Origin of the sequence: Oceanobacillus saliphilus (assembly GCF_023522835.1) — a bacterium.
In the GTDB taxonomy this organism is placed as follows: Bacteria; Bacillota; Bacilli; order Bacillales; family Amphibacillaceae; genus Oceanobacillus; species Oceanobacillus saliphilus.
This window is the reverse complement of the sequence record NZ_JALCZU010000004.1, coordinates 182,398-203,027: the sequence shown is the minus strand read 5'-3', so window position 1 is coordinate 203,027 and position 20,630 is coordinate 182,398. Positions and strand designations below refer to the sequence as shown.

The window sequence follows — 20,630 nt, the reverse complement described above, 5'->3', positions numbered from 1 at the left end:
ACGACAAAAATAACTAGGTGATAAAAAATGAAGGAAAAATTAACTGTTTTGAAGGACAGGCTCAATGACCTGAGCCGTCGAAATAGATCGATTCGTATGCTGAAATCCTATAATAAGTGGAACTTCGACATAAGTGAATTAGTCAAATTAAATAGAATTCCAAATGACATTATAGATGCCATCATTAAAAACAATAGCAAAATTGAATTACTGAAACAGAATATCAATGATGAGACATCACTCCATTTATCAGGGAAATTAACTACACTTTATCGGAATTTAAAATCAATTGAAGATGAAACTGGGCTTTATGATCTTTATTTGGGCTATCCATTTATAAGTGGTTCAATGTTAGATGGTACATATGTACGTGCACCTTTATTTTTGCATCCAGTTAAATTAGAAAGGGTTAAGACTCATGGGACAAAATGGGTGCTAAATACTATTGAAGATTCTGAGCCAATGTTAAACCGGCCTCTTTTTTTAGCGATGCAGAAAATGAGTAATCTTCATGTGCCGGATGAAATGTATGATGAGGCAGTGGAAAAATCAAAAGAAATTGACTTCCTAGGTTGGTTAACTTGGTTAAAGAAATATAATATAAATATCTCTTGGCCAGAAACCCCAGAAATAGAAACCTTTAAAAACTATTCAAGTGAAACTATCCCTAAGCACAATAAAGGCAAATTCCAGTTAGACAATTATTTAATCTTGGGACATTTTCCACAAGGTAATTCCGCTATTTTAAAAGACTATGAAGATTTCCTCCATCAAATGGGCCAAGGGGATTTTGATTTAGGAATGGCTGGAGAATTGATTAATGTAGGTGAAGTAGGTTCTGATTTTATCTCTGATAATTTAGCTAGTCCAGTGACTTCAAATGAGTCGTCAAACAAAGAAGAAAAAGATAAGTTCTTTGTTCTAGATACAGATGAATCTCAAGAAGAAATAATCAACTCCATAGAAGATATAGATGGACTGGTCGTTCATGGTCCTCCTGGTACTGGAAAGTCGCAAGTTATTGTAAATACTATTGCCAACGCCATTGCTGATGGGAAAAAGATACTTTTAGTTTGTCAGAAGCGGGCAGCGTTAGATGTTGTCTACCAAAGACTCGATGGGTTAGGACTGTCAGCTAGTGTGAGCCTTCTGCATGATGAAAAAACGGATAGAACAAGGATTTATAAAAAACTGCATAACCGTTTAGTAAGAGATGAGTATGCCCAGGATCTTGAAGTGGAATTTGTGCAGCTATCCAATAAAATCCAAAAATCTGAAGACGAACTAAATGCTATTGCAACTGGATTATACGAAATGCAACCATTCGGATATCGGGCATATGATTTGTATGGTCTTGGAAAATCTGTCAATCAGCAAGAGGTAATATTAGATTTAACTAAAGTCATTAATGCTTTAAATAAGGATAATTTAGATGAAGTTCTAACTAAAATTTTGTCCTATGGGGATAGCTACAGTAGATTCGGTCAAGAAAATTATCCATTGAAGGATAGAAAACCATTTGCCAATCTAGAAATTAAGGATAGATTAGCAATAGTAGAGATTTTAAAGAAAGTTTACGAAAAAGCCGAGAAGAGCATTGCGTATCTTGAGCACTTTGAACAAGATGATATTACGCCAGAATACAGCTGGGAAGTCGGCAGCAAGTTAGAAAAAATCTATGAAGATTTGAATCCTGAGGAGAAAAAGTCTTTACAGAAGCTCCGTCTTTGGTGGTGGACGTCATTCACTGGAAAAACGATTGTTGAAGAGTTAATAGAGGGAGACAAGTTTAAAGGTCTATCTTCAAAGGAATGGCCTAAGCTTAGAGAAAGTTTAAGAATCCTATATGAACTTTCAACAATTTCCGAAGAGATGACAAAAGAAGTTCAACAATTATCTTCTTATTTTATGGAAGAAAAAATCAATAGATATAAAGAGCAAATCTCTAAAGGGGATATTCCACTATCCGAATTCAGAAAGCAGCAAGAGTATGTTATTCAAGATTTTGAAGATTTGCGAAATATGGATAGAATCTATGATGGCAGTTTACCTTTTATTAAAAGCATTATCGATGAATTAAAGGAAAAGAGTAAAGATAATATTCACAGAGAGCTAGCGAAACAATGGGTAGAATATACAAAACAATCAACATATATTTACTGGATAGATGAAATTGAACGAAAACATCCAGAACTAACGAAGATCGGAACAACAGAATTTAATCGATTAAGAGATCGATTTAAAGAATTATTAGAAGAGAAAAAGGTACTCTCAGCAAAAGTACTACAAAATCGATTGATTAAAGCGCTTGATGAAGTGAAAGTAACAAATTCAAGAGCCATAAAAGACATCATCCATCAAACAGGGAAGAAAAGACAGATTTGGCCAGTAAGAAAATTAGTTAAAAAGTATTCAACAGACGGGTTAATAGATGCTTTACCAGTTTGGCTTGTTTCCCCTGAGACAGCTTCAGCTATTTTTCCACTGGAGAAGAATTTATTCGATTTAGTCATTTTTGATGAAGCATCTCAGTTAACGGTTGAAAACGGAATACCAGCGGTTTATCGGGCATCTAAAGTAATTATTGCAGGTGATGAAAAACAGTTACCCCCAAATAATCTATTTAGAGGAAGCGTCCAGATAGATGAAGATGATACAGAAGACGATGACATGGCTGATTCCGAAAGCCTTCTGAACTTAGCGAAGCGTGTTTTCCCAAGTAAAATGCTCCAATGGCATTATCGGTCGAATTCAGAAGAACTGATTAATTTCTCAAACCACGCTTATTACAATGGAAATATCCAAATCGCCCCAAACGTAGAACATTTAAAAAAACCTGCAGCCATCCAGTGGAAGAAGGTTGTTGATGGAAGATGGATCAACCAATGTAATGAGGTAGAGGCCAAAAATGTTGTCTTATTATTGAAAGACTTACTTATTAAAGATCCAAATAAATCTATTGGAATTATTACCTTTAATGCAAAGCAGCAAGACAAGATTGATGATTATATTGATCGTTTGACTGAAGATGATGAAGAATTCAATGCAGTCTACCAACAAGTGATGATTAAAGATCTAGATAAGCAAATATTTGTTAAAAATATTGAAAACGTTCAAGGTGATGAACGAGATATTATTATTTTTTCAGTCGGGTATGCAAGAAGTCAAAATGGACGGGTTTATAATCGATTTGGAACGCTAGGACAGCAGGGTGGAGAAAATCGTTTAAATGTTGCGGTAACACGAGCAAAAGAGGCAATTTATGTTGTTTCAAGTATTGAGCCAAATGAACTTGATGTTTCTACTACTAAAAACGTAGGTCCGAAGTTCTTAAAAAGTTATTTAGAATATGCACAGGCAGTTTCAAATGTGGAAAAGAATACAATAGAAGCTGTTCTTTCTAATCTCAATGAAGAGATGAATACTCATAAACAAGAAAAAAGTGTTCATTTCGACTCGCCTTTCGAAACCCAAGTTTACGAGCAACTTTTGGATATTGGCTACAAAGTTGATACACAAGTGGGTATGTCCAAATATCGTATTGACTTAGCTGTTGTTCATCCTAAGAATCCGAATAAGTATATTTTAGGTATAGAATGTGATGGTGCAATGTATCATAGTTCTCCTTCAGCTAAGGAAAGGGATGTATATAGGCAGAAGTTCTTGGAGAGTAAAGGCTGGAAAATTCATCGGATATGGAGTAGGAATTGGTGGAAAGAACCTAGTGCCGAATTGGAGAAAGTTAATCAGATAATTGAACAGATACTCGAGCATGAAGTAAAAATGAGGAAAGTAAAGGAAATGATTTAGATTTAAATAGAGCCCTCTCAGGAGGTATTGTGAATATATTTTTACAAATGATAGAGTCCTCATCAGTTTCGTATAAAAAGGGTCAGTCCCCCTCGACGCTAAAGCGATAGCGAAGTGGGGGACTGACCCATAACGCAATTTCTTTTTAAATGAATCATTATAATCTATAACAAACTGGGGACAGGTTAAGAAAAACCTGTCCTATTTACCTGGGAAATTTCAATTATTTTTATTCTTTTTATCTACAATTAAATACTCTCAGACCCCTCAATAAAATCCCTTAATACAAACCATACTGTCTCATCTTCTTATCGAGCTACGGTGAATAGTTTACAATTAGTTCAGTTTACGAAAAGAAAATCAAAGACTTGCAATGGAGAATGATATTTTAAAGCAAGCCGCGCTGGTCATGGGACGAAAGTAGATGTGATTCGTAATAACTGCCACAAATACTAGGTACCTTGTCCCGATTTTAGTTTTAACTACGGGACGATGAACCTGTCCCCGTGGACCGTTAGACCAAATTATATATAATTATTTCATTAATAAATCATGAAGCTTAGGAGAGATAGAAGTATGAAGAAGGTAATTGGCATCCTATTAGCGGGAGTATTATTCTTTTCCGCGTGTAATGCTGGAGATACGGAAGAGGTTGAATCCAATAGCGGACAGACGGATGAGACCACGGATCAGGCTGAAGAGAGTAACGGCCAATCCGGAGGGAACCAAGAAGAAGTAGAAGATTTAAAATTACAGGTGACGAAAGTGGATGAAGACGCAGGTGTCACCATTGAAAATAATGAGACCTATCAAACGCTTAATGAATTCGTTAAACAAAATCGCAAGTATGGTGTGCCGAATGACTTTTCCATGCTATCCGTTTCCATGATGGTGGATGAGGAGGGGAATCAGCAAATGCTGTTCCTGGGAGTGAACCGGTTGGGGGCTCCAGTGAAAAATGTAACTTTTAACATCACGTTGGGCAGTACAGAAGGCGATATGGTCTGGGAAGATTTCCTAGTCACGTTGGATGAGGAGACTGCAGGTGTTTTAGAAAATAATGCAGCGCTGCCGATCTTCCTGCCAGTCACTTCACAAGAACAAATTGACGCGATGAATACGATTAGTCAGGAAAACCTTGTGATGGAGATTAACAACTTCAACTTTGAAACGGTAGATCAGTAGATATCTGTTTGCATAAAGGGAGCCTCACAGCAAGTGAGGCTTTTTTTCAACATAGGGATACGGCGAAATTTCTGATACGGTAGGCCGTATGGACGGAATTGGAGGAATTGGGATGAAAGCAAGATACGTGTTACTTACGGCCTTTTTAAGCCTAATCATCAATGGAATCAGCCTATATAACCTGCCGATTGGGTATATTTCCATCTTCGTCATGTTGCTGGTGTTCATTCCGAATCTATTCTTGAAAATCATTTCATTTGGAAAGAACAAAAAAGCACAGGGGGCCGATTATATTCTGGTAAAAGCCGCGGTTGACTTTGAGAAAAATACGTATTCGAAGTCCGCTTATATTTTTGGGATTCTGATAATGTATATGGCAGACGGCGCGTTAATCTTTTTCCAAATTTATCAATATGATTATATCGATGCCCTCGTTACGGGTAATGTTCACTTGCCTGTTTATTATACTGCTGCACCATACTTAATTGGGACAGGATATGTTCTCTTTGTCGCGACTCTGGTAATGATGACGATTCACTTCCGGAAAATTATCCGTGAAGCAGGCATGTTCCAGAAGCATGAGGAACCTAAGTATGTGGCGAGGGATGGATAAGCCGTCCGAACAGAGCAAGCAGCTTGGAGACAATCTCAGAAATAAAGGTGGAGTTCTAATGAAGGATAAGAATGTACGGACGGGAAGATTATTATCAAAGATTGGCGGTATTATTTGTTTAGGTATCGCGGGTGTCATGCTTCTCATCAGTATGGTGACACCAGTAGCTCTCAATCTGAATGGGGAACAGTACCTTGTGACGCTATGGGAGATGGACAGCTATCCTTCTGCTTTTTTATTCTGGAAGGGAATTCTATTTTATTCTGTTGGGTATTGCGGGACTCTTCATCAGTAGCTGTCATGCCGACAAAAGGATATGGGATTACATTAGGTTTGAACATTTATAATAAAGATTGATCATTTTAAATAAAGTCCGATAATTAATAAAAATGTTTGATACAATTACATGTGATGAATTGTTCCAGAATTGTGACAATATATTTAATAAGAGTTATATTTTTGACAAAACAGTGTTTCTAATTGTAAGGAGGTTTTAATTTGATAGAAAGTAAAATAGAATTTTATCATTCAAAAGGGAAGCTTTTTTTAGGAATCATTTTTTCATTATTACTTGTCGCTTTTGGCACTTTAATGGTGTATGTTGCATATATAGGAGAATCTATACTATTTTTCATTTTGGCGTTGTTTATTATTGTTTTATTCAGTTTCTTTTCCGTTGCGAATATATTGAAAATGAACAGAGGTTATCCTTATATTACGATAACAGAGGAATATATTCAGTTAGATTCGTTTACGAAAAGTGAAGTAACAATTTATTTTACGGATATTGAATATATAAAGGTATCTGAAGCTTCATATCAAAAAATCATAGAGATTGATTTATATGACGAGAATGATTATTTTGCTCAATTGTCCTTTCATAATAAACTGAGATTATTTATGAATCGAGTAACTGGATTTTCTCTATTTACGATTAGCCCAAAATCCGTTCGAAAACAAGAACGCTCTAATTTACTAAAGACGTTAGATTACATAATTCAACAAAAACTAAACAACGAAGCTCCAATGATAGAAACTGCACAAAAACAAAATGAAAAATTGGATTTTATGGAGAAATATGATCCAACCCCGCAGGTCAATCGATCAATCAATCGTTCATATTTTTTAAAATCATACAGTTATGGCTTTATCATATTTGCTCTCTCGTTTATATTATTCTATTTACTTATTAGTAAAAATGATGATTATTTGTTTTATATTATAGTAAGCTTTATTTTTTATCCTTTTGCGAAAGTGTTAATCGATTTGTTGGTCGGGTTTAAGTTAAGACATAGACTAGATAAGCAAAAAGGGGTTACGTATTATTTTGAACAATTAATATTTATGTTCGACTTATTTCTATTCCATGTTAGTTTGTTTATTGCTCCTATTGGGATATTATTCTTATTGATACGTTTTATCGTAATTCGGATAAAGCGGTAAAAAGGCAGATGGTTGAAAACTAACTATCCATCGAACCTTTATACACATTCTTATATTCGTCTCCGTTGTTTAAGATGAAAGAAAGTTATGTGACAATCTTTTAATAGTTAGATTCTTCGCATTAATTGTTTCATCATTTCCTTTGTTTCAAAAGGATTAAAAGCTATTGCAAAATTAAATAAAAGGTTGTTATTATTCCACTAACGCTGGGATTGTTGAAGATTAGCAGTGGAAAATGAACAATCTTTTTATGAAAATTGTATAACATTTCACAAAGAGAAAACCTGTTTTGTTCAACCTTTTTTTCAAAACAGGTTCTTTGATTTAACGTAAAAAGCGGATTTGTGGGTTATTTTTAATCAGACTTTATTCTAAAGCCACAACTGCAGAAGAAGCCAAACATTATTTTAACGAACTTCATCTAACACTTTTAAAATCCTTTGAAATCTTATTTACTGACCTCGATGAACAGCTAAAGAAACATGTAAATTCCTTTCAATCAAGAGTAGACATGTGTGAGTCTGCCATTATCGAGACGAACAATTTAATTTAGACAAAAGAAAGTGTGAATAAGCATTACGATCGTTTAAGTCAGGAGCAGGAAGCGGTCAGGGAGACCATTGCCAGTAACTCCGATATAAGCAGTGCAAATCAACCCTCCAGCGCGTCAGTCGATAGTGATCACAGGTATGTGGTGAAGGTTATAACGGAATTGGAGAAGGATTTAGAATCCAATACAAGTGCAGGCAGACCGGAAATTGCACAAATAGAAGAAAAGCTTCATCATATGGAGGTTGCAATTAAGAATGCAGGGGCGGTATCGGGAAGTGCCCGCTTTACTGACTATGCTAGAAATTCCAAGTCTGTTGGATTGCCGATTTTGAAGGGACACAATGATGAAAGATACGAAGCGATAATAGGTAAAGCAAAAGATGCGAAGGAAGCGGCCTTAGAAGATGTAAAATATTCAGCGTCTAGAAATGTCATCAATATGGCATAAAAGGAATTTGTCGATGGTAAGATTGATGAGGAAACATTCTATTCCATTTTGTCATCATCATGAAGCTGCTTCCGCCACATGATCATGCCGGTAATGCCGCCAATGCAACAGAGAATACTACCAACCCAATTTAATAAGGTTGCTGCAAAAATTAGAGAAATCAACGCTAAAAAGAAGTTTTTCTTCCAAATTGTAATCGCTCCAATAATACCAACGATTCCTCCCATAACTAGTGGAAATATTAATCCTCCACTTAAAGCAAGCGTCACTGCAGCTAGTCCTCGCATGAGTCCTATCGATTGTTCAAGCATTTGATGTGTTTCCTTGATAAATACATCGATATAATGAATGGTGTATAGACCACCAGCCATAATGAGTAGGCCGGGAATCCAGTTTAATTTTTTGTGCATCCAAAAACCTCCTACCAGGAAAACGAATTATCTTCAGTATAAAAGGGAAGAAACAGCACATTTTATTAGCTGTCCACTCTTCATGTATATGCAGTGTCCTTTTTCGTTACTTCTATTATAGCAAGATTCACACTTTATGCGAACGAAATTTAAGGGGGCAGTTTATATAAATCATAAGACTCGCATCTTTAGAATCGATTTTACTGAATAGCCCTTTTCTCCTTCCAGATTCCAGAATTCCTTATTATACTTGTTAAAGAGATAAAAGAACGGTAAAAACTGGCTCTTTAAGAACCAATCATATAATTTCTACCGACATATTGAATGTAACTTTGTTGGCGCCATCTAAACAGGGTAAAGGTAAGAGCGTTTGCTTCCATAAGCGGCTGACTAACTATGTCTTTGTCTGTTTGAAAATTTAAAATCGAAACACATATTAGGAAGGAGGAAGAAATGGTGTTTGGCTTGTTTAGAACTGCTACAGAAAAGAAGAGAGATGATTACTATAGACTCTATGAAAAGCTGCAGGATGCAGTCACCGAACACGATAGATTAGTAAGTGATGCGGAGAGCGCTTATTCTAGCTATAAAAATACATCTCCATATCTTTCTGCTAACAAAATACCTTCCAATCATTTCAGTCCTGTACTTTCTGAACTGGAAGGAACGTTACAAAGATATTTTAATGATGAAAAAGATAAAATAAGTGATCTCCTTCGAGCTAGATCCAGAGCATATCAGCAATATGAACATTATAGAATGCTTGCCATCGATAAAAAGGGTCAGACCCCCACTGCATTAAAGTATTAGTGAGGCGGGGGACTGACTCTGTCAACACTGATTTAGCCATTAGAAGAACCTACCATTCGTATATTTTTATTCTACCAATAAAAAAACTAAACTGCGAAGTAAGAGCCGTACGCTCTCTTACTTACACAGTTTAGTTTACACTCCCAATATTAAGAAAATCCCTTTCTTTTTTCCTTTTCTTCTAAAAATCGAAATTAGTACAACATCCCAATAATATTAGTAACCTTATGCAAGGCTAATTGAGTATAAATATTTAGATGATCCAGCGCCTGATTTGTATTCAATATAGATGTGCAATGTCTTTTCTTCTTTAGCTACTACATTATACTTCTCTTGAAATTCCTTCTAAGGCATACGCTCCTAAATAATTTAATAGTTTTTCTTAGTATCGACAGCCTTATCAAACTTTAAACAAAACACTAAATGGAGAAGAATCTCAAAAAATTAGGATGTAAAAGGTTAATTGTTGGAAGGAATACCATAAAAGGTGGAACGAACAAACTCTTTATCCGTCATAAGGTATTCATGGCTTCGCATCAACGTATTTTGAAGAGATGCAGTGATATCTGTGGCTGTGTATGCACACACCGACATAATACCCATTTCATCAACGGAACAATCTGCCAAATTTTCAAATTCCTCAATTTTGCTTGATATTCCATCCTGATTCTTCCATTCAACATGTGCCCACGTACGAATAATGATGTTATCTTTAAAAAATGGTTCTAATATTTTACCAAAATGTTCAACAATACTGTGAACGTGAAAATCTCTGTGGTAACCATAAAATGAATGATTATCGACATAGTGAATACGCTTTTGCTGTTCATTTGAAAATAATTCTGATATCATCCCTTCTGCCTCCTGGTAAATAGTGGGATTTTCTATGATGAGAAGGTGATGATCTCTTTCAATCCCTGCTTTAATATAAGATATTAGATTCTCAATATAGTAACGCTTATCTTCATAAACATATACAATGTGTGATGCACTGGAAACCTCTAAAAATTTAGTCAAAGGAATCATTTTTGCCAATGTAGCCACTTCCTTCCATGTTGTTATTCAAATTTTTAAAAAGTCCTTTACTTATTTATTATCTTGAATGAATAATGAAGGTAATATGTATGAGATTTGATTACTAGGATTATAAAATGGAGAATTTACTATTTCTTTATCCGTCATAAGAAATGGATATGCTCGCATCATTTGTATATGCTCTCCTGCTGAAATTACCGAAGCATTGTAGGTATGGATAAATAAAATATCCTTATCACTTTTCTTTATGTCCTTTATATTCTTATTAAGATTTAATAGACAATCATTTTGATACTTATGACTATCGGAGAACCAAATTCGTATCGACTTACTATTTTCAAATTCATGTTGTAAAATTTTTAATTTATTAGCTATATCTTTGGGAGAATAAGAATCAAACTCTTCCTTACTGATAAAATAAATATGATTTTCTATTTCACTCTCAGTAAATAAATTTTCTAGTCTTTGCTTAATCTGATTGAATTTATTTTTATTATCTATAATTAAACATTTACTCCCTTTTTCTCTCCCGTTTAAAAAGAACGTAATAATATGGTGATCATGTATTTCTAAACTATTGTATAGGTATAATATCTCCCCACTTTCCATACTTTTGAGTTTATCGGATATTTCAAAACTTAAATTGGTATTTTGAGATGAATTATTGTATTGAAGATGCTCTTGAAAAAACATCATCGGGTCAAAATTTAATACATGTCCAATGTTTTGAGCAACACTTAATCCTGGGTTACGCCTGCCGTTTTCAACTTGTGAATAATATGCTCTATCAATAAAAGCAGCAGAGGCAACATCTTCTTGTGTTAAATTCTTAGACTTGCGAAATTGGATTAACCACTTTCTCTTCATATTTTGACCTCACTAACCATTCTATTTACTGTCCGATAAAGTTTCCTATCTTATAAAGGGATATGTATTGATTAAAACATAAATTTTGTCAACTGTAATTTGGTGAATTTTGTTAAATAATGAATAATAAGAACTTCTTTATTTTTCAACAAGGTTACAATCTAAAAAGATAGACTATTCTATTATAACAAGCATGAATTTTATTAAATGAGGCAATCAGCCACAATGGTGAATCCTATCAATATTTTATGGTAGGATGGGAGGATTAAAGTAAAATCTTAGCGACTATTATTTTAAGATAAGGAAATAGTCTGGATAAATACTTAACTTTTACATACAATACAATTTTCGCATTCGTGTCTATTCGACACATTTTTTAATTCACTTGATTTTGTAAATGTAGTATAGGTAAAATATACTGTAATTTCAATTAGTAATTTCTACAGTTGCGCTAATCAGCAAGAAATAATACAAAAAGTAGATTTAACATTTCTATTCATAAGGTATTTGTATACTAGTTAACAATTTCAGGAATCTTTTGGGGCAAACTTCACAACAGAGAGGATTAGAAGAATAATTTTAATCTAAAAAATATAAAGGGAGAAATACAAAAATGCATTATTTAAGCGATCAAATGTTAATGGATGCATATAAAAAAGCAAAAGAACTGAAGTTAGAGAAGGATTTCTTGGAATTATTAAAAGAGGAACTGATTAGAAGGAAGATTGATCTTACATTTTGAATTAACTTAGCTCCAAATAATTCTAGTAAGTAATTAATAGGGTCGTAGTCAGCGACCATTATCTGGTAGGTCAAAGAAGGAAAGGGATAGACGGTCATCAATCCCCATTTATAATGGGATAGCTGCCTCTCTGTCATTTAAATTACCGGGCGGGAAAAAAGGGTCAGCCCCCACTGCACTAGTGTGCCGGGGGTCTGAACAATCTATTGATTTCAAAAATGAAATAAACAATCAATGAATAATGTTATAATAGAAATAGGTGTATAAGGCTTTTTCTTGGGTGGTGGCTCGCTCCCTTATTAGAGAAAGGGGGTGTTGCCAATGGCGGTATACGAAGCAATGGTTCTAATGATTTCTTTTGGAGCCGTAATCGTAGCAGTTCTGTCATTTAATAATAAAAAATAACCACCCTTAGCCTTGCGAGCAAATAGGAGTGGTTATTTTGATCCTTATTGTGAGCCGCCCCTTTGAAGGGCTTTGCACCACTTAACCGTTTGGTGTTCCAGCACCAGGCGGTTTTTATTATTGTATGATGTTCTATTTATAGTATACTCGATTTTTTTAAAAAATAAAAGCTTTCGAAAAGAAACCAAGAAACAAAGGTATCTAAATTAAAAGGTGCTTTTCCTATTGTACCCCTAAATCAAAGGGGAAATCCAATAAAAATGAATTTAAGTGCCGGCCCCCCACCACTTTACAGTATTAAAGCGATGGGGGACTGGCACATTGGCCGTAGAACGATTGGCGAGGAATACTACTTTTTCCTTTTCATTTAGTAAGCAACTAATTCATTCTTGGTTCACCTAAAATAAATGTATCGTAATAATTTAAAGTAAATGGAAGAAGATAGTTTAATGAAAGGAGGGATTGCCAATGTCAATAAAAAATTGGTTAGCAGGATTACTTGTAATGATTCTTGTTATGTCCAGTTCAGGTCCACTACATGTGTTTGCAGCAACCGAAACCGAATTAGTGCCTATGGATACGAGAGAAGAGATGGTTGTCGAGTTGCACGATGATTACTTTAACCCAGATTCGATTACGATTGCTAATGGAGAAACGACAGAGCTGCTATTGAAAAATGTAGGTCAGAGGGAACATACCTTTACTGTAGAAAAGCTTGGTATTGACGTCGAACTCCAGCCGGGAGAAGAGAAAACCATCACCGTAAAACCGGAAGAGACTGGTACATACGAACTGATATGTCAGTACCATGTAAAAGAAGGGATGGTTGGAGAAGTAATCGTAGAATAAGAAGTAAAGAAAGTCGAATAAATGTCTAACAATAACTAGCGATAGTCTAGCTCAAACGCTATTCTATCGCTATCTATTTCTGGCTAAGTAGGTATAAAAAATTGAATGCCATTAATTAAAAACAACTAGTTCATTTGAAAATATTTCTAATAATTCTTTTGCGCTATATACTACCTTGTCTGGTTTAACACTATCTTCAGGCATGTTTCGTTTTCGATGATTCATCCACACTGCATGCCATCCCGATTGTTTTGCGCCTACGATATCATTCGCAAATGAATCCCCAATATAAACCGTTTTACTCTTGTCCAATCCAAGTTTATTTTCAAGAACTGTGAACACTTCTTTAGATGGCTTTGCGTGACCAATTGCACCCGAAATAAACATATTCTCTTTGGGAATCCATCTATCTAGCTTTAATTGATTGATTTTCATCGCTTGATGCCCTTCAGCTCCATTTGTTAGGACTGCAAGCTGCTTATTTTTTTCTACAAGGAGATCCATTAGCTCGATAACTTCATCAAATAAAACTATCTTTTGTTGTTCAGCTACATAGGCTTCTTGGAAATCTATTGCTTGTTGTGCGGTCATTTCAATACCAACCTCCGCGCATGCATCCTTCATACGGCGGATATGCATTTCCTGAACGGTTATTTTCCCAGCTACTTGATCATCGAATAATGCATCACTGTACTTGCGACTTATGATATACAGATTATCTAATTCAAGATCAGTGAAAGGCGTATCAATCATTTTCTTACATGTATTTTTAAATGATGCAGCCTGATCGTATAATGTATCATCCACATCAAAAATAATCGTATCCATCCTATCAACCTCCACTCCAATCATACTATAATTCATAGAGTAGTAGAAGAGGTGTAGAGGTTATACTATCTGATAGCTATTTTTTAAGCGAACTTAATAAGAAGATGATAAAAAAAGACCGTGGGGACAGGTTCATCGCCCTGTAGTTTAAACTATTCGGGACGATGAACTGTTCCTGTGGTTCTTTAAAAATGCTTTCTCCTATAATAGTTTTACACCCTTAACGAGCCACGGAATCCTCTGGAAGCATAGTAAGAGGAAGCTCCATTATGATAAACGAAGACCTGCCCGTAACGATAATCACAAAAAAGGGCTCCGCCAAGTTCTCTAATATTTGACGGTGTTTGCACCCAAGTCGATGTTTTCGTATCGAAGTTACCAAGCTCCTGCAATGCTCGATACTGTTCTTCCGTTAAAAGCTCAATACCCATGTCGGTTGCCATATCAATCGCATTATTTTCTGGTTTATGTTTTTTCCTTGACTCCAGCCCTGCAAGATCATAACAAACACTTCTACGGCCTTTAGGACTTTCCGTTGAACAATCATAGAAAATGTATTCGTCCGTCTCTTTATCATGACCGACAACATCCGGTTCACCGCCAGTTCTTTCCATTTCATGGAGTGACCATAGTTTTGCAGGATTAGCAACCAGTTTTGCTTGTACCTTGTCCCAAACAAGAGCTTCATGGCGGTTCATATTTTTCTCAAAACGGGCTTTCAATGTTTCCAGTAACTCTTCACGCTGTTCGATTGATAACTCCTTTTGAATGCTGTTTGTCATGTTATTCTCTCCCTATTTGTTTTACACATCATGGTTTTATAATAAATGGTTTAAAGAATCTTGTGTATTCAGTTTACAGTAATATATAGATTTAAGTAAATTCATACCTTCAAAATTGGTTTTGCTGCAGGCGTCTATTATTCTCCGTGATTACTACTCCACCCACAGATGAACTTGAAATCAATTTGACTCCTCGAATGCAGCTATTTCTTCTACAAGTCTCTGCATAGCAAGGTTCTTATGTAAAATTGACAATATGATAAGAAGGGCACCTTTAACTTACTAAAGGTGCCCTTCATTGTTGATCTCTAAGGTGTAACAATATAGTAAACACTGATGAAGAAAATAAAGATGGCTAAGACGGATGTGTATGCTTTCCATGGTACGAATTTTTGAGTGACAAGTACAATTTTGACACAAATGAAATACATCCAAGCAATCCCTAAAATGACACCAACGATCGCAATAAATGGAACGGCTGCATCGATACCATTAGCAATCAATCCTGGCATTGCAAGGATTGATGGAATGAGTGCACCAGCTCCAAGTCGGAAAAGTTGTCCGAGGTACCCAGGTCCGCCAAAGCCTCTAGAAGCAGCCCATAGCAGTAACGAAAGGGCAACCCTTGTTAAAAGGACCATGATTATTCCTGCGACGAGGAACACCCCAGGAACGACTAAGTTTCTCAAAAAATCAGCATCAAAACTAGAAATATATTCTATATTTAGCTGAATAGAGATAAAGCCATAAATGAACCCTAAAAGGATAGTAACAAGGTGACCCCATATATTCCACTTTGAAGAAGTGGTCAGTTCGGCAATAGCTTCGTTGTTTAATAGAATAGTACGGATATAAAGTATCAACCCTGTCATTAATTATCCCCTCATTTTAAAGTACTTTTAGTTTTGATTAATCATCGCTATAACTTAAAACACCCAAGGTAGTAATGCCCAAACAAATACAGCAATACTTAAAGATGTCATGACGAACGCTCCGAATGTGCTATTGTAACGGGCTGGATTTACGTCACTCCAACCATGAATACGCTCAACTAACTTATGATCCTCATCTGTAGGTAAATTTTTTTGTAAAGCTGGAATGCGGTTTGTGATATATGATACTACTATTAGGAGAATAAAGCTAAGCGGTACGGCTAGCATTGCTCCAGAAAGTCCCATTCCATCCGTTAAAGCATGTCCACTTACAACGATGTTTGGTAATACGAATGGGGAAACGATAACATATACGACCCCACCAATTACAGAAGCGGCCATCGCACCGTATTTATTGGCTTCTTTCCACCATACACCCATGATAATCAGTGGTGCATTGGTAACCCCAGAGAGTCCAAACGCCCATAATATACTTACAGTTAAGAACTCAGGTGGGTTAAAGGCAAGTAATATACTGAGAAGACCACCCATAGCGATAGACATATAACCTAAACGTACTTTTGACTTGTTTATTAATTTCGGCCTAAGTGTTGTCACGATATCTTGGGAGATTAAAGCCCCAATCGCTAATAGGTTTCCATTTAATGTGGATAGACCTGCTGAGATTGCCCCAGCGATAACAAGTGCTGTTACCCATTCAGGGTTATAGACAAGGTTCAAGATAATGGTTAGTTTATCTGCATCTGCAGGAGAAATCTCTACACCAGAAATTTGTGCATAGTAAACACCTGCAAACCCCATCGCATATGTTGCGGAGAATATAAGGCCGAGTACTAAAACACACCAAATCATAGCTTGACGTGCACTTTTTAGGTTCGATGCTGTATAAATACGCATTGCTAAGTGAGGTAAGCCAAGAGCCCCAATCGTTAAAGCAGGAATGATAGCAAAGTACCATTTTGGTGAGTATTGATAATCAAAGAAATTCGGCATTGCCTCTAGCATTGCTGGAACCATATCAGCATAGAAAAGTGGAGGGAAGTACCAACCAGAACCACCCATGGCTTTCATAATAGCACCTAATGGAATGATGAACATGAGTGCAATAATAACCATTTGGATTGCTGCGTTGTTTGTTGCACCGCTCATTCCACCCAGCGTTACGAATCCAACAATTAAAAAACCACCAACAATAAGACCAGTACTATAAGGGATACCAAGTAATGTTTCAAATGTAACAGCAATACCAATCATTTGTCCTAAAGCATACATAATGGAAACTAAGATCATAAATAGTGCCGCAATAAGAGAAGCGGATACACCATAACGTTCACGAACAAAGTGAGTCGGAGAGAAGGCCCCCATCCGACGTAATGAAGTTCCGTAGATAATCGTAATTAAAGGAATCGCTAAAATCATTTGAATCCATAAAAGAACGAATGGAACTTGGATTCGAAGGATGAGCGCTGTAACGCCTAAGAATGTAGCTAAACTCATGTAAGTAGAAGCCATTGCAAGACCATTCGTAATTGGACCGACAGCAGCGCCAGCAATATATAAGTCTTCTACGGATTTACTTGCACGATTAGAAAAATAACTTACGGCATAGAAGAGTACGAAAGTTGCAAATACAATTACAATACCTATAACTGGATTAGTTAACTGCCATGCTTGCTCCATATTATCTTACTCCTTTCATTTCAGCGTTTTGCTCTTTTATATTTTCTTCATTTTCCGCATCAATCGCATCATCAATGTGGTTACCAATTTTTCCAGCAATGATCGTTAAAATGAATATCCCAAACCAACCAACTAAAATAGGTACGATATACATAATCGGGAAACCAAACAAATTACCTTCTACTGGAAAGATCGAAAAGATAAAGCCGACATGTCCAGCAAGCAATAGAATGACTGACATTATAATCGTAAACCAAACCTCTTTTTTATACGCACTCATAAACTATTCTCCTCCTTTATTTCAAGATGTAAGGGCTTTCTTTTTTGTGTAAACTTACTAGTTAAAAGTAAGCTGGACAACATTCAATCCGTGGCCAAAACAATAAGCTGAACATTCACTTATCATTAATTGCTTTTTCGTTGGAAAATAATAATAAAATGTTCCTTTCGCCACACCTTCCTTCAAAGTAATTTTAATGATGGATGTGTCAAAAAAACCTTTTTTCCAAAGAACCCCTCTGCTGTGTCCAATAATTTTTTGGATCCCTTTCCTTGTTAACTAATTTGTGACAATTGCTATTCATGAAAGGTGAATCACTTTTCTGTTTTTGATTATACTAAATATTTATAAGAGTATCAATATTTTTATAAATATATTTACATAAGTAAAATTATCCCTTAAAATGAGAGGTGAATTACTTGTCATTTTTGGATGAAGCTAAATTAACAAAAAAGGGATGGAACAAAAATTAAATAGGAGGTGATTCACTTGTCACTAAAAACTGAAAAGGAATTAACGAAAAAGGGGTTAAACACACGAAGAAAACTATTAAAAGCAGCTGAAAAGGTTTTTGGTACGAATGGGTATTTTGAAGCGTCAATTGTCGAAATTACCCAAGGAGCAAATGTTGCGCAAGGGACGTTCTATAAGTATTTCCCTTCGAAAAAGGCAATTTATGATGAACTAGTTCAGCAAATGAGTCGGGACCTTCGCCTATTTATTAAACAGTCGATTGAAAAATCGCCTCAGATTGATGTGCATCGGAGAGGTTTTGAAGCATTTTTTGAGTGGGTAGGTGAAAACCGAAACTTATACAGCATTGTTTTGCAGGCAGTTATTGTTGATAAGGATTTATATCGCTGGTACTACGAGAAATTAGCAAACGGTTATATTAGAGCTTTAAAAGAAGCTCATAAAACAGGTGAATTTAAGTTACTAGATCACGAAGCGTTGGCTTATAGTTTAATGGGCATCGGTCAGTTTATCGGGATGAGATGGATTTATTTGGAAGAGGAAGAGGTCCCTAAGGAAGTGTTGGATGTAGCAATGGAGATGGCATTACACGGAATTTTAAAATGACAAAGTTGAAAGCAAATCTCTAAGAATTGAGGGCACTTTCTTATTATAAAACTAATCTTGTTCCCTAGCTACCGGCTTAATATTGAATATTCAGCGCATGCAAATTTTTCGGATTGAACGGTGTCCTTTCCCTAAAAAACGTTCAGGAGTGCTTCGCCTGTACTTGTACCTATACTAAAAATATTAATTGTTGAAAATTTTCTAACAATAAAATATAATGTGACATATCTTAAAAATAGTTATATTGGAGGGGTTAATGTGTACGTACCATTATTATTGACAGACTTTTTAGATCGAGCGGTTAAGCTATATGGAGATAAGACGGCAGTCATTGATGACGAAAAGGTTGTCACTTATTTCGAACTGAATGAAAGAGTAAATAGGCTTTCCCATGGGCTGAAAGAACTGGGTGTCGAAAAAGGTGACAAGGTTGCTATCTTGGCTCCGAATACGTTGGAAATGTTAGAAGGGTTCTACGGAGCATTTCAATTGGGAGCCGTTACTGTCCCACTAAATATTCGGTTAAAACCGAATGATTATTTGTTTATTTTAAATCATAGTGAAACCAAAGTGTTATTTGTGGACTATGAATTGTACGGTCTTATCGACCCGGTCAGAGATCAGTTGAATGTTGAACAGATCATTGTTCACGGTGGCAGCAAGATTAAATTTGAGGAAAACGATTTTGATTATGAAAAGTGGCTTGCACAATTTACGGCAAATCCGTTTGATCGTGCAGAAATGGACGAACAAGATATTGCCAGCCTGCTTTACACAAGCGGGACGACAGGAGATCCGAAAGGCGTTATGCTCACTCATCGAAACAATTACATGCAAGCCCTTCAAGTGATGCATCATTTACGTGTAAGTGATCAAGACGTGGTGCTTCATGTTTTACCTATGTTTCACGTCAATGGATGGGGCTCCATATTTTATTATACAGGCAACGGTGCTACCCAGGTCATGTTAAGAAAAACCCGTCCGGATATCATTTTTGAGAAGCTACAAAAGCATGACGTGACAATTATGCAAATGGCCCCTACTGTGCTGAATTCTTTACTTCAATATTATGATGAAAGTAAACTAAATCTAAATCAAAATGTAAGGGTTGTCATTGGTGGTTCCGCACCACCTGTTACGTTTGTAGCTAAAGTGGAGGAAGAATTAGGCTGGGAATTCATACAGATCTATGGAATGACAGAAACGTCCCCGCTGACCCTAACATCCATTATCCGGGCCCAACATGTGGATGCATCTAAAGAAGACTTATACCGGATGAAATCAAAGGCGGGCTATCAAATGTTCTTAACTGACGTGAAAGTAGTCAATGAAACAGGTGAAGAGGTGGCGCCTAATAGTCAGGAAATCGGTGAAATTGCAATCCGGAGCAACGGTGTGATGGTAGGCTATTGGAAAAATGAAAAGGCGACAAGAGAAGTCATCAGGAATGGCTGGTTTTATACCGGAGATATGGGGGTCGTCGACAGTGACGGAAATATCGAAATTGTCGACAGGAAAAAAGATGTTATTATCAGCGGCGGAGAAAATATTTCGTCCATTGAGGTTGAAAATATCCTGTACGAGCATCCTGCTGTAGTGGAAGCTGCCGCGATTTCCATCCCTCACGAAAAATGGGGAGAGACTCCGCATGCCATTGTGGTTGTCCGTGATGGAGAAACGGTAACGGAGGAGGAAATCATTGCTTTTGCAAGAGAACGAATTGCCCATTATAAAGCCCCCACATCTGTCAGCTTTGTAAAAGAACTGCCTAAAACAGGTTCAGGCAAAATACAAAAGGCAAATTTACGAAACGAATTTTGGAAGAATAAGAACAAAATGGTTAATTAAGAAGGTGAGTGAAGCAATGGTATTCAATTACATCGCTTCAATCAGAAATTAAAAAGGTGCCATCTAAACC

General features: G+C 36.1%; 22 protein-coding genes. 13 read left to right on the top strand and 9 right to left on the bottom strand.

Going from position 1 to position 20,630, the window contains the following annotated elements:
- Positions 1–27: 27 nt before the first annotated feature.
- From MN204_RS09080 to MN204_RS09055, 7 genes are all read left to right on the top strand, one after another.
- Positions 28–3,810, top strand: a complete 3,783-nt coding sequence (locus MN204_RS09080; protein WP_249870765.1) for a PDDEXK-like endonuclease domain-containing protein — start codon at positions 28–30, stop codon at positions 3,808–3,810.
- Between the two features lie 576 nt (positions 3,811–4,386).
- On the top strand, positions 4,387–4,995 hold the full coding sequence (locus MN204_RS09075; protein ID WP_249870764.1) for a hypothetical protein: 609 nt from the start codon (positions 4,387–4,389) through the stop codon (positions 4,993–4,995).
- Between the two features lie 112 nt (positions 4,996–5,107).
- Complete coding sequence (locus MN204_RS09070; RefSeq protein ID WP_249870763.1) at positions 5,108–5,608, top strand: hypothetical protein; 501 nt, start codon at positions 5,108–5,110, stop codon at positions 5,606–5,608.
- Positions 5,601–5,903 (top strand): hypothetical protein, encoded by a 303-nt coding sequence (locus tag MN204_RS09065; protein ID WP_249870762.1) that lies wholly within the window; start codon positions 5,601–5,603, stop codon positions 5,901–5,903. Before MN204_RS09070 ends, MN204_RS09065 begins: the two co-directional genes overlap by 8 nt.
- Positions 5,904–6,106: 203 nt before the next feature.
- Positions 6,107–7,051, top strand: coding sequence for an STM3941 family protein (locus MN204_RS09060; protein ID WP_249870761.1), 945 nt, complete (start codon positions 6,107–6,109; stop codon positions 7,049–7,051).
- 340 nt (positions 7,052–7,391) lie between these two features.
- Positions 7,392–7,604: a T7SS effector LXG polymorphic toxin gene (locus MN204_RS21490; RefSeq protein WP_368858660.1), complete on the top strand. Its 213-nt coding sequence runs from the start codon at positions 7,392–7,394 to the stop codon at positions 7,602–7,604.
- 12 nt (positions 7,605–7,616) lie between these two features.
- Positions 7,617–8,051, top strand: a complete 435-nt coding sequence (locus MN204_RS09055) for a hypothetical protein (RefSeq protein ID WP_249870760.1) — start codon at positions 7,617–7,619, stop codon at positions 8,049–8,051.
- A gap of 38 nt (positions 8,052–8,089) precedes the next feature.
- Here the strand turns inward: MN204_RS09055 and MN204_RS09050 are convergent, their stop codons facing one another.
- Positions 8,090–8,461, bottom strand: coding sequence for a hypothetical protein (locus tag MN204_RS09050; RefSeq protein ID WP_249870759.1), 372 nt, complete (start codon positions 8,459–8,461; stop codon positions 8,090–8,092).
- 453 nt (positions 8,462–8,914) lie between these two features.
- Between MN204_RS09050 and MN204_RS09045 the strand changes: the two genes are divergently transcribed.
- Complete coding sequence (locus MN204_RS09045; protein WP_249870758.1) at positions 8,915–9,271, top strand: EsxC family T7SS substrate; 357 nt, start codon at positions 8,915–8,917, stop codon at positions 9,269–9,271.
- A gap of 459 nt (positions 9,272–9,730) precedes the next feature.
- On the opposite strand, the gene MN204_RS09040 is transcribed toward MN204_RS09045, so the two are convergent.
- Positions 9,731–10,297 (bottom strand): MEDS domain-containing protein, encoded by a 567-nt coding sequence (locus MN204_RS09040; protein WP_249870861.1) that lies wholly within the window; start codon positions 10,295–10,297, stop codon positions 9,731–9,733.
- 60 nt (positions 10,298–10,357) lie between these two features.
- Complete coding sequence (locus MN204_RS09035) at positions 10,358–11,173, bottom strand: helix-turn-helix domain-containing protein (RefSeq protein ID WP_249870757.1); 816 nt, start codon at positions 11,171–11,173, stop codon at positions 10,358–10,360.
- Between the two features lie 613 nt (positions 11,174–11,786).
- On the opposite strand from MN204_RS09035, the gene sda reads away from it, so the two are divergent.
- The 3 genes from sda to MN204_RS09025 all read left to right on the top strand — a co-directional run bounded on the left by sda (position 11,787) and on the right by MN204_RS09025 (position 13,169).
- The gene (sda, locus tag MN204_RS09030; RefSeq protein WP_249870756.1) at positions 11,787–11,915 is read left to right on the top strand and encodes a sporulation histidine kinase inhibitor Sda; all 129 of its coding nucleotides are present in this window, start codon (positions 11,787–11,789) and stop codon (positions 11,913–11,915) included.
- A 321-nt stretch (positions 11,916–12,236) separates the two neighbouring features.
- On the top strand, positions 12,237–12,320 hold the full coding sequence (locus MN204_RS21485; protein WP_368858659.1) for a putative holin-like toxin: 84 nt from the start codon (positions 12,237–12,239) through the stop codon (positions 12,318–12,320).
- A gap of 468 nt (positions 12,321–12,788) precedes the next feature.
- Entirely contained in the window at positions 12,789–13,169 is a 381-nt protein-coding gene (locus MN204_RS09025) for a cupredoxin domain-containing protein (protein WP_249870755.1), read from the top strand.
- A 111-nt stretch (positions 13,170–13,280) separates the two neighbouring features.
- Here the strand turns inward: MN204_RS09025 and MN204_RS09020 are convergent, their stop codons facing one another.
- From MN204_RS09020 to MN204_RS21480, 6 genes are all read right to left on the bottom strand, one after another.
- Positions 13,281–13,997 (bottom strand): HAD family hydrolase, encoded by a 717-nt coding sequence (locus tag MN204_RS09020; protein ID WP_249870754.1) that lies wholly within the window; start codon positions 13,995–13,997, stop codon positions 13,281–13,283.
- A 212-nt stretch (positions 13,998–14,209) separates the two neighbouring features.
- Positions 14,210–14,779: a DUF4256 domain-containing protein gene (locus MN204_RS09015; RefSeq protein WP_249870753.1), complete on the bottom strand. Its 570-nt coding sequence runs from the start codon at positions 14,777–14,779 to the stop codon at positions 14,210–14,212.
- A gap of 308 nt (positions 14,780–15,087) precedes the next feature.
- Positions 15,088–15,651 (bottom strand): YIP1 family protein, encoded by a 564-nt coding sequence (locus MN204_RS09010; protein WP_249870752.1) that lies wholly within the window; start codon positions 15,649–15,651, stop codon positions 15,088–15,090.
- Positions 15,652–15,705: 54 nt separating this feature from the next.
- Positions 15,706–17,352, bottom strand: coding sequence for a sodium:solute symporter family transporter (locus MN204_RS09005; RefSeq protein WP_249870751.1), 1,647 nt, complete (start codon positions 17,350–17,352; stop codon positions 15,706–15,708).
- A 1-nt stretch (position 17,353) separates the two neighbouring features.
- Complete coding sequence (locus MN204_RS09000) at positions 17,354–17,632, bottom strand: hypothetical protein (protein WP_249870750.1); 279 nt, start codon at positions 17,630–17,632, stop codon at positions 17,354–17,356.
- Between the two features lie 57 nt (positions 17,633–17,689).
- A complete protein-coding gene (locus MN204_RS21480; RefSeq protein ID WP_368858658.1) occupies positions 17,690–17,884 on the bottom strand; it encodes a TetR/AcrR family transcriptional regulator in 195 nt (64 codons plus the stop codon).
- A 228-nt stretch (positions 17,885–18,112) separates the two neighbouring features.
- Between MN204_RS21480 and MN204_RS08995 the strand changes: the two genes are divergently transcribed.
- Positions 18,113–18,712, top strand: a complete 600-nt coding sequence (locus MN204_RS08995) for a TetR/AcrR family transcriptional regulator (protein ID WP_249870749.1) — start codon at positions 18,113–18,115, stop codon at positions 18,710–18,712.
- Between the two features lie 258 nt (positions 18,713–18,970).
- Positions 18,971–20,560: a long-chain-fatty-acid--CoA ligase gene (locus tag MN204_RS08990; protein WP_249870748.1), complete on the top strand. Its 1,590-nt coding sequence runs from the start codon at positions 18,971–18,973 to the stop codon at positions 20,558–20,560.
- The last annotated feature ends 70 nt before the right edge of the window (positions 20,561–20,630 follow it).

What these genes read in the sequence shown, in the direction of transcription:
- MN204_RS09080 (WP_249870765.1), top strand. Translation starts at nt 28, where the DNA reads ATGAAGGAAAAATTAACTGTTTTGAAGGACAGGCTCAATGACCTGAGC.
- MN204_RS09020 (WP_249870754.1), bottom strand. Translation starts at nt 13,997, where the DNA reads ATGGATACGATTATTTTTGATGTGGATGATACATTATACGATCAGGCT.
- MN204_RS09075 (WP_249870764.1), top strand. Translation starts at nt 4,387, where the DNA reads ATGAAGAAGGTAATTGGCATCCTATTAGCGGGAGTATTATTCTTTTCC.
- MN204_RS09065 (WP_249870762.1), top strand. Translation starts at nt 5,601, where the DNA reads ATGGATAAGCCGTCCGAACAGAGCAAGCAGCTTGGAGACAATCTCAGA.
- MN204_RS09035 (WP_249870757.1), bottom strand. Translation starts at nt 11,173, where the DNA reads ATGAAGAGAAAGTGGTTAATCCAATTTCGCAAGTCTAAGAATTTAACA.
- MN204_RS09070 (WP_249870763.1), top strand. Translation starts at nt 5,108, where the DNA reads ATGAAAGCAAGATACGTGTTACTTACGGCCTTTTTAAGCCTAATCATC.
- MN204_RS09025 (WP_249870755.1), top strand. Translation starts at nt 12,789, where the DNA reads ATGTCAATAAAAAATTGGTTAGCAGGATTACTTGTAATGATTCTTGTT.
- MN204_RS09015 (WP_249870753.1), bottom strand. Translation starts at nt 14,779, where the DNA reads ATGACAAACAGCATTCAAAAGGAGTTATCAATCGAACAGCGTGAAGAG.
- MN204_RS09040 (WP_249870861.1), bottom strand. Translation starts at nt 10,297, where the DNA reads ATGATTCCTTTGACTAAATTTTTAGAGGTTTCCAGTGCATCACACATT.
- MN204_RS09000 (WP_249870750.1), bottom strand. Translation starts at nt 17,632, where the DNA reads ATGAGTGCGTATAAAAAAGAGGTTTGGTTTACGATTATAATGTCAGTC.
- MN204_RS09045 (WP_249870758.1), top strand. Translation starts at nt 8,915, where the DNA reads ATGGTGTTTGGCTTGTTTAGAACTGCTACAGAAAAGAAGAGAGATGAT.
- MN204_RS21485 (WP_368858659.1), top strand. Translation starts at nt 12,237, where the DNA reads ATGGCGGTATACGAAGCAATGGTTCTAATGATTTCTTTTGGAGCCGTA.
- MN204_RS09005 (WP_249870751.1), bottom strand. Translation starts at nt 17,352, where the DNA reads ATGGAGCAAGCATGGCAGTTAACTAATCCAGTTATAGGTATTGTAATT.
- MN204_RS09010 (WP_249870752.1), bottom strand. Translation starts at nt 15,651, where the DNA reads ATGACAGGGTTGATACTTTATATCCGTACTATTCTATTAAACAACGAA.
- sda (WP_249870756.1), top strand. Translation starts at nt 11,787, where the DNA reads ATGCATTATTTAAGCGATCAAATGTTAATGGATGCATATAAAAAAGCA.
- MN204_RS09050 (WP_249870759.1), bottom strand. Translation starts at nt 8,461, where the DNA reads ATGCACAAAAAATTAAACTGGATTCCCGGCCTACTCATTATGGCTGGT.